Origin of the sequence: Bartonella sp. DGB2 (assembly GCF_046843095.1) — a bacterium.
Lineage (GTDB): Bacteria > Pseudomonadota > Alphaproteobacteria > Rhizobiales > Rhizobiaceae > Bartonella.
Genome location: NZ_CP177326.1, coordinates 191,585 through 200,126, shown reverse-complemented (window position 1 = coordinate 200,126; position 8,542 = coordinate 191,585). Strand labels below are relative to the sequence as shown.

The following is an 8,542-nucleotide window of genomic DNA, read 5'->3' as shown; positions in this document are numbered from 1 at the left end:
CATGTTTTGTGGCAAAGGAACAACGCGTTTTCTAGGGCGCAACTTTTTATTGCCCTCAAAGAGCTTTTTATACACGAAAGACCACAGCCAAATGCAACAGGTCGCGCGCGCTATTGCCCTTTCCAAAGCACAACGCGACCAAATTTTGGTGACATGGCAAACCACGCGTCCCCGCCGCTTTGATGACCAAACACCGCTTAATGGATCGGTGCGGTTTAATAGCGCGCTACCCTTTCAGCTTTAGGAGTATTTTATGGAAAAGACCGCCATCTTTTATCCACAACAACAAATGACCTCAGACTCTCTCAATAATATTGGTGAGTTTGCGCGCGAGGGTTTGGATCATATTGTCCATGATGCAATCACCAGCACCACCAAATTTTGGAACTTTCCCGTAGCCAAGACCGGCCCCATGGAGGTAACGGTTGGCGAAGGCAGGCTTTATTACAATGGCAAAGTATATGCGCGCCAAGAAGATAATGGGGTGATTTTATCCCTTGCCAACTACCTACCAACCATCACTAAGAAAATTGTCACCATTGCGGTTTGGGGCAAAACGCTTGATAGCGCTATTGAACCAGTTACCTTTCTCGTAAAGGAGAAGTCGGATAAAGAGTCAGATGAATGGTCAAATAAGATCGAACCACGCCCCGTAGCGACCGTCAATCAGCGCTTTGCAGAGGTTAATGCGGTAGAAGGCATTGAGAACGCCAATCCACAACCGCCCATCCTTGATAGCGCTGTGGTACCTGTAGCCTATGTCACGCTCACACCTGCGGGCATAGCCTCAATTGAAGCGGTGCAAGAGAATAGGATTATCTCGCTTGAGAAGGTACAAACCGATATCACAAATGTGAAAGGCTGGATGCACAACACAGGTAAGCGCATTGATACGCTGGATACCGATATGACCGCCTTAGCATCAAGCCTTAAAGGCGTGGTGCGCCAAGATGAGTTTTTTAATGCCGCCGCTGATATTGGTCGCCTCAAGGCGCGGGTTGGCATGCCTGAAGATATGTCCTTTTGGGGTGCTGATCACTATTTAAGCCTTAAGCAATCCGATAGTGATAGCCAACACCCTGAGTATCTTTGTAAGGTTGAAGAAGGTATACGCTTTGGCAACGCGGCTGAGCGCAAAGCTAATATCAACTTGCTTAATCCATTAGAGCCGCGTGTTATGCTTAATGGCAATTTTGCGCTTCCCGCCTATAGTCCTAAACTAAGGCTTGATCTTGCGGGTAAGGATGGTGAGATTATCCTTTCGCAATATACGGTGCGAAGCGGTGTGAACATGGTGCAAAAGACCCGCACCCGCACACGCATACGCTATGGGGTTACAAGGTCGGTGTGCACCAATTCTTCTTGGTGGAATTCGGGGCGCTATGACCCCGTTACGGGGATCTTTCGCAGGGATGGTGAGACATGGGAAGTAACACCAGAAGATCGTCGCAACGCCGCCGCCCATACGGGCTATGTGCGGGTGACCCAATTTTGGTATGATAGTTATGATGAAGCCTATTGGGATGCGCAGGTGGAAACGTTCACCCTAAACGGCACGATTGCCGCGCAAACATGGCTCAATGCACAGGATGGTTGGTTGACCCATATTGATTTGTTCTTCTCACAAATCGCTAAAACGGGTGACATCCATGTATTGATCACAGAAACCGATCACGGCGCACCTGATTTGAACAAGGTGTTGGCGCGGGTCAAGATCGCAGTAGAGGATCTTAAAGTCTATCCCCATGAGACCAAAGTCCCTATAGGCCCCGTCTTTGTGACCAAAGGCCGCTATGCTTTGGTTTTGGTAACAGATGGTGCGCATATGGCCTGCACGATCAATGGCAATAAATATGGCCAAGGCCAATATTTTTATTCGGGCGATGGCGGCGGCTGGTTTATGGGCGACGCTAAAATTGATCTTGCTATGCGCCTTTATTATGCCCATTTCAACGCAACACGCGCAGAAGTGCAAGTGGAGCCATGGGTGTTGGAAGGCGGCATTGGTGATGTTGATATTTTGGCCGAAAGCTTTGTGCCCGAAGGCTGTCAATTGGTGTGGCAAATCCGTGTTGAAGGCCAATGGAGACCCATTGCTAGCGATGCACCAAACCTCTTGCTCGGTCTTAACCCGCTTTATGAAGCGCGCTTGGTGTTCATTGGAACAACTGACCTTATGCCAAGCTTTACCTTTGGCTCTGCGTCAAGCATCACAACAGCGCGCGCACGCACAGATTATACCCATATCTCAAAGGCACGCACAATGCCTACAGGCGTCACCCTTGTAGAGGTGCGCTTAAGGCTTGAAGACTACGAGCAGACTAACCACACATGCGTTGTGCGACTTATGGCTGGTGATGATTTTAAAAGCCTTACCGCGCCAAGTAGCGTCAAGGATTATAAAACTGAAGATCCCAACGCGATAGAGCGGCGCTGGCAATTTAAGTTTACCTCCCTCAAAGCCTATAAAATCAAGATTACCGGCACCACTAAAAGCCCACTTAACACCTATCACGTAGCAGAGCGCGTTGATATTGGTCGCACAGCGTAAAGGAGAAGACTCATGGCAAAGACGACACAAGAGAGCAAATATGAAGCCGATATCTATTATAAGGTCACATTCAATAGACCAGTGACTCTTCATAATACAACCTATACCGCCATTAGTACTAATTATTTTCTAGGAAGCCTGCTTGAAGATGTTGACCCCGCTCTGATTGAGGAAGTCATTAGAGTTGGGCCAGAGGTTTAAGCGAAGATAAACAAAGGTTTTAGCTGTGCAGCAGGTAGAAAAGAAACACCCAGAAAGCCGCTATCCAGCCTATTGTGTACGCGGTAGTGATATTTTAGATGATGTGCGCTGGAACCGTTTGGTGCGCGATCTTGACACGCGTCTATTAAAGGTTGAAGGCCAAAGCTTTAGCTTTGATGAAGCCAATAATGAAGTGTTGGCTATGGGGCTTAAACGGCTTAATGAGATTTTAGGGCCGATAACAGAGCGTTTGCGCAAACTCACAGAACTTGGGTTTTTGCTTGCTGATGTGGATGGTGCTTTAAGCGTTCGCCAAGGGGATATCCGCGATATTGCCTTAGTTAAGGGTGAGCAAGCCGAAAGCTTTGTGCCCTCGCCCTTCGTGGCTTTAACCAGCAAGCATGATAGTACGGCTTACGCCATTTGCCGGATGATTCACTATGATCGTGAGAGAGCGGTTTTACGACTATTTGTCATGGCGGTTTATGGGGCAAACAGCGATGCAACGCTTGGCCCCTTAGATGATTGGCAAGTATCAGCCTTAGCCGCCGCAACCATGGCTAGTCAGACCCTATTTGATCAGACGAAAAGGTTACGCGATGACGTAGCCCTTGATAAACAAAAGGTCGAAGACGATAAGCAGCACGTGCATGTCGATTTAAACAATGCGATACAAGCACGCAATGGTGCGCAAGTAGCAAAAAATGACACGCAACAATTGCTTGCTGATTTTAAACAACGCTATCTAGGGGCGCTTACAAGCTTACCTGTCAAGGCTCCTATCGGCACTTTGGCGTTTGATATAAGCCAACATCCCAATCAGATGAAGCAAATGTCTAAAGATGGCTGGGTTCCCACTTCTACGGTGTCGATTGGTGGTTTGCGTCAACAGCTTTATGTCACAAAAGTAGAGGGTGAAACGGGTCCATTTAAGGTTGATGGTGGGTTTGATGATGGCATGGTCTTTATAAGCGGCAATAGTTATTATGAAGATTATGGATTAAGTTTTAACAAAGCAACGAGCACCTTTAGCCTCAAACTAACAGCGCCGCTTAAAGCCGGCACGCAGATTTTGTTTTGGGGCTATTTAAAGAACGATGCCAGTGACATCTATACTAAGAAAGAGACCGACCAAACACTTGCTAGTACCAAGCAACAGATAGAGCGTGACATTACCACTACTAAGCAACAGATAGAGCAAGAGCTTAATCAAAAGCTAAAGCAACAAGAACAGGATATGCAAAATCGGCTAGCCAATCAAAAAAAAGCCTTTGATGCGCAATTTGCTGATTTAAAAAAAAATTTGGAATAACCCCCTAAATTGGCCAAAGACAGCTGATGCGTCGCTTTATTTGGAGACAAGCGGTTATATTAAGTTTCCAGAATGGGTAGATGATGACACGGCTATTGAAATCATAGCCTATGGTGCGGGTGGGAATGGTGGGGACGGTGATTATTATTATGAGCATAATTGGCTAAGTAGTAATGAGTATCGTGCTGGTGGTGGAGGCGGCGGCGGTGGGGGCGGTCGATCTGTTTGGTATGGATTTAAAGCCGATTTAAAAGATAACCACTATGTTCATATAGGCCTTAGTGTCACAATAGATACTATATTACACGCTGGGAGCGGTAATGATGGTACTGACGCGCGTTGTTCTTCTGGCACCACCTATATAGGCCTAGGCGGTAGCGGTGGTAGTGGGGATAATTATGGCCTCGCTAAGCAGGGTTCAAGCCCCGTTAGAGCCGTGGACGGGTCGCGCGGATCAAATGGTCAGACTTTATTTTATGACTGGTCAAATTATGCGTATGGCGGTAGAGGTGCCAGTGGCGGTAGCTGGGGTGGTGCTGGCGGGAAAGCCCGCTGTTATGAAAGCGGTGGTGGTCAAAGCTATCGGGGCGAGCATGGAGAATCTGCCAGTGTCTCTATACGCTTTTGGAATACAAAATAAAGGATACGTTGATGCCTCTACCAAAGGACATAACAGCCTATTACACGAACAAAAAAATTGAAGATGTTGAGCAAGCCTTAGCTGAGAGGATTGACGCTACCAAGAGTGAACTCACTCAAAAGATTGATGCTAAAGGTGAGCGCGGCGAACAAGGTCCACGTGGCCCTCAAGGCGTAAAGGGCGACAAGGGCGACAAAGGCGACAAAGGCGACCGCGGTTTACAAGGTTTACAGGGTATCCAAGGCGTAAAAGGTGATAAGGGCGACAAAGGCGATAAAGGAGAGCAAGGTCTTGTCAGTGAGGCCTATGTGCAATTTATTGTAGAACGACACATAGAACGTATCATAGAAGCGCTTCCCAAACCACCTCCACCAGCGCCGCGCCCCACACCACAACCAGAACCCCCACCTATTCCCGACTATACACCGTCAGATGAGAAGCCCGATATAGAACTCAAATATACGCAGAGTGGCCGTATTGAATGGCCTAAAGATATCAAAGATGACAGCCTTGTTGAGGTTTGGGCTTGGGGGGGCGGTGGAGCGGGCGCTCCCTACAGAGCCGATAGCATTATTGCGAAAAATGGTGGTGGTGGTGGTGAATGTGTCATCAAGAAGTTTCTTAAGAAAGAATTAGAAGACCAAGACGCCTTTATAATTGGCAACGGGGGCCGTATGGGCGGAGATGGTGGCGACACCATGCTTGGCGGTGACCTTGTTATATTAGCCCGCGGCGGTGAGAAAGCTTATGGCGGTGGTGGTAAAGGTGGAGGAGGTGCAAAGGGTGGTACCTCTTATCAGTTGGCGGCTTCTTCTGCTTATGGCGGTGGTGGGGGTGCTTATGAGGGAAGTCGGGGTGGTGCATCCATTTACGGCGGTGGCGGAGGCGGTGGTGGGGGCTATAACGCACCCTATGACAAACTTTATAATCCTACAGGAGGCGCAGGAGGCTCTTCTGCTTATGGAGGCAAAGGAGGTGATGGTGGCGATCAAGGTACGCCCGCTAAGCCGCTCACGCCAACTAAACCAGCTACCCCTGCTGGCGATGGAAGCGATGGCGCTGATGGTGAATTTCCAGCGGGCGGCGGCGGCGGCGGCGGTAATGGCGGCCTAGGTTGTAAAGATATGCTACATGGTAAATCTGGTCTTGGTGGAAAAGGAGCCGCTGGTTTGCTTCTTCTCAAAATATGGCTCAACCCAAAATAAGAGGAAACAGTATGTATTACGCTGTTGTAAAAGATGGCGTGGTGGTTAACACAATCGTCGCGCCTGAAAACTACACCTATCCATTTAATGACGGAGCTATTGCCATTCCCTCGGATGAGGCGGGTATTGGTTGGCGTTATGAGAATGGACAGTTCATACCGCCAGAGAAAAAACAACAAAAATCGCTAGCGCTCGATGCCTCTCTTCATGATCTCTTAGATGCAGATAAACACACCTCGTCAGATCACCCTTGAACACCCTGACTGCTTTTGCTATATTTGGAGTGTGGGTGGCATAAAACCACCCACGATAGCTTACCAAAAGAATATAACGCTCAGATCGATCTGCAAGCAACCTGACGTTTTTCTAATTGTAAGCTTAACTCTTATGGGGATAAACCTCATAGAATTAACCTCCAAATAACAGCAAGGGCTTCTTGCCTAAGTCGAGGGAGCCCGTCTCCCTCGATAGCTTGCTTGCTCAAGCCTTCTGCTTTTTGCTGTTGAGTCTTTCTAACGCCTATTTATTAACACTCCCTAACTGCCCGCCTTGTGCACCCTGCGCATCGTGGGCTTTTTGCGTTTTGCCCACCTTCTAAGAGGTTACCCTATGACAGATTTTTTACATGGTGCTGAAGTCATTGAGATTGACGACGGCCCCCGCCCCATACGCACAGTCAATAGCGCAGTTATTGGCTTGATTGGCACAGCACCTGATGCTGATGAGCAAGTGTTCCCGCTTAATGAGCCCGTATTGATTGCGGGATCACGGCTTAAAGCGGCAAAATTAGGCGCAGTAGGTAAAGCCCGTGGCACACTCCCTGATGCTGTTGCACAAATCTTTAACCAAATTGGTGCGGTGATTGTGGTGGTGCGGGTTGAGGAAGATAGGGAAAGTTTTGCAAAAGTCCTTGGCGGTGTGAATGAGGCCGGCGCTTATGAAGGCCTTGACGCCTTCTTAGCCGCTAAGTCTAAACTAGGGCTCGAACCACGTATTCTATGTGCAGCAGGCTTTACCCATCAACGACCCCAAGAGGAAAAAAGCAAGAAGCCTATCATAAACCCCGTTGTTGCTAAGCTTAGCATCATTGCGCAAAAGCTTCGCGCCATTGCAGTGATTGATGGACCCAATACACGATGAAGACGCACAGCAATATGCTGCTGATTTATCTTCCAAGCGCCTTTATATGGTTGACCCCTTTGTTAAGGTTAGCGCAGGTGATCATATACTTACCCTGCCGGCAAGCGCCGCAGTTGCTGGATTGATTGCCAAAATTGACTATGAGAAAGGTTTTTGGTGGTCACCGTCCAACCAAGTCTTGAATGGGGTATTGGGGCTTGCGCGCCCCGTTGACTTTGCGCTTGGCGACAAAGCAAGCAGAGCTAATCTGTTAAATGCAAGCAAGATCACCACCATTATTCGCGAAAATGGCTATCGGCTTTGGGGCAATCGTACCTTGGCAAGCGAAACCAAATGGGCCTTTTTGCCGGTGGTACGTACCGCTGATATGATTGAAGACAGCATCTTGCGTAGTCATCTCTGGGCGATTGACCGTACCATTACCAAAACCTATTTTGACGATGTTTGCGAAAGTGTGAACGCTTATTTGCGTGATCTCAAAGCCCAAGGTGCCTTTCTTGGTGGCAAATGCATTGCCAATCCTGAACTTAATAGGCCCGCCTCTTTAGCCGATGGTGTTGTGTGGTTTGACATAGACTTCACCCCACCAACACCCGCTGAGCATATCGTCTTTCGCTCAAGGCTAACCAATGATTATTTTGAGGGAGTTTTCTAATGGCGTTACCTCGTCTTCTCAAACATTTTAATCTTTATCTTGACGGTCGCTCTTACCTTGGGCGCGTTGATAGCGTCACTTTGCCTAATCTTACGGTACAAGTAGAAAGCCATCGCGCCGCTGGTATGAATGGACCTGTTGAGATTGAGTTAGGCCTTGATGTCATGACCATGCAAATGGTGATTTCTGATTATGATCCTAAATTATTAACGCTATTTAGCACACCTAACACGCCGTTAATTTTGCGCGGCTCTGTACAGGCGCAAGGTAGCAAAGAAGAGCCCGTGGTGATTTCTGTACGTGGCCTTCAAAAAGGCTTGAACTTTGGCCAATGGCAAGGAGGACAAAAGACCACGCAAACCATTGATTATACGCTTTCATATTTCCGCTATGAACAAGACAATGTGGAATATGCCGAGATTGACATTGTTAACATGATCCAACGCATTGGCGGCGTTGATCAACTTGCCGCACACCGCACGAATATTGGACTTTAGGAGAAAAAACATGAGCGTTAATGTTAAACGTCTAGCAGGGAAATTTGCATTAGAAGAAACATATGAGCTTGCCATGCCGCTTGAGTTTGAAGGCAAGGTTCACGAGGACATCACACTACGGCGTGTCGCAGTTGGAGACTTACGCCATGTAGACTTAGAGCGTATAAAGCAGGAACAAGTTGAGAAGCTTATTGTAAGGCTATCTGGTTGGCCCCCAGAAGCCGTAGCGGCACTAGACATGTATGACATGAACGCCCTTGCGGAGATGATTGGCCATTTTTTGCGGCCATCCCAATTAGAGATTGGGACACAGCCGCCACCTACATCACCGACCTAGCCCT

At 48.1% G+C, this 8,542-nt stretch carries 9 protein-coding genes and 1 pseudogene; all 10 read left to right on the top strand.

Translation table 11 applies throughout. The annotated features are described in order from the left end of the window. On the top strand, window positions 1-244 hold a 244-nt coding region (locus tag ACK28X_RS08050; RefSeq protein WP_412058500.1), incomplete at its 5' end, for a hypothetical protein. A gap of 9 nt (window positions 245-253) precedes the next feature. Next, window positions 254-2,551 (top strand): hypothetical protein, encoded by a 2,298-nt coding sequence (locus ACK28X_RS08045; protein WP_412058324.1) that lies wholly within the window; start codon window positions 254-256, stop codon window positions 2,549-2,551. A 12-nt stretch (window positions 2,552-2,563) separates the two neighbouring features. After that, window positions 2,564-2,752, top strand: a complete 189-nt coding sequence (locus tag ACK28X_RS08040; RefSeq protein WP_412057119.1) for a hypothetical protein — start codon at window positions 2,564-2,566, stop codon at window positions 2,750-2,752. Window positions 2,753-2,777: 25 nt separating this feature from the next. Beyond that, complete coding sequence (locus tag ACK28X_RS08035; RefSeq protein ID WP_412058499.1) at window positions 2,778-4,064, top strand: hypothetical protein; 1,287 nt, start codon at window positions 2,778-2,780, stop codon at window positions 4,062-4,064. A gap of 40 nt (window positions 4,065-4,104) precedes the next feature. Further along, window positions 4,105-4,704, top strand: a complete 600-nt coding sequence (locus ACK28X_RS08030; RefSeq protein WP_412058498.1) for a hypothetical protein — start codon at window positions 4,105-4,107, stop codon at window positions 4,702-4,704. A gap of 11 nt (window positions 4,705-4,715) precedes the next feature. Continuing rightward, the gene (locus ACK28X_RS08025) at window positions 4,716-5,909 is read left to right on the top strand and encodes a glycine-rich domain-containing protein (RefSeq protein ID WP_412058497.1); all 1,194 of its coding nucleotides are present in this window, start codon (window positions 4,716-4,718) and stop codon (window positions 5,907-5,909) included. A gap of 11 nt (window positions 5,910-5,920) precedes the next feature. Beyond that, window positions 5,921-6,163, top strand: a complete 243-nt coding sequence (locus ACK28X_RS08020) for a hypothetical protein (RefSeq protein ID WP_412058053.1) — start codon at window positions 5,921-5,923, stop codon at window positions 6,161-6,163. 355 nt (window positions 6,164-6,518) lie between these two features. Continuing rightward, window positions 6,519-7,704 (top strand): annotated as a pseudogene (locus ACK28X_RS08015) (phage tail sheath subtilisin-like domain-containing protein). Continuing rightward, complete coding sequence (locus tag ACK28X_RS08010) at window positions 7,704-8,201, top strand: phage major tail tube protein (protein WP_412057376.1); 498 nt, start codon at window positions 7,704-7,706, stop codon at window positions 8,199-8,201. The pseudogene ACK28X_RS08015 and the gene ACK28X_RS08010 overlap by 1 nt, the downstream one beginning before the upstream one ends. Before the next feature lie 10 nt (window positions 8,202-8,211). Next, the gene (locus ACK28X_RS08005; RefSeq protein ID WP_412057197.1) at window positions 8,212-8,538 is read left to right on the top strand and encodes a phage tail assembly protein; all 327 of its coding nucleotides are present in this window, start codon (window positions 8,212-8,214) and stop codon (window positions 8,536-8,538) included. Window positions 8,539-8,542: the final 4 nt, after the last annotated feature.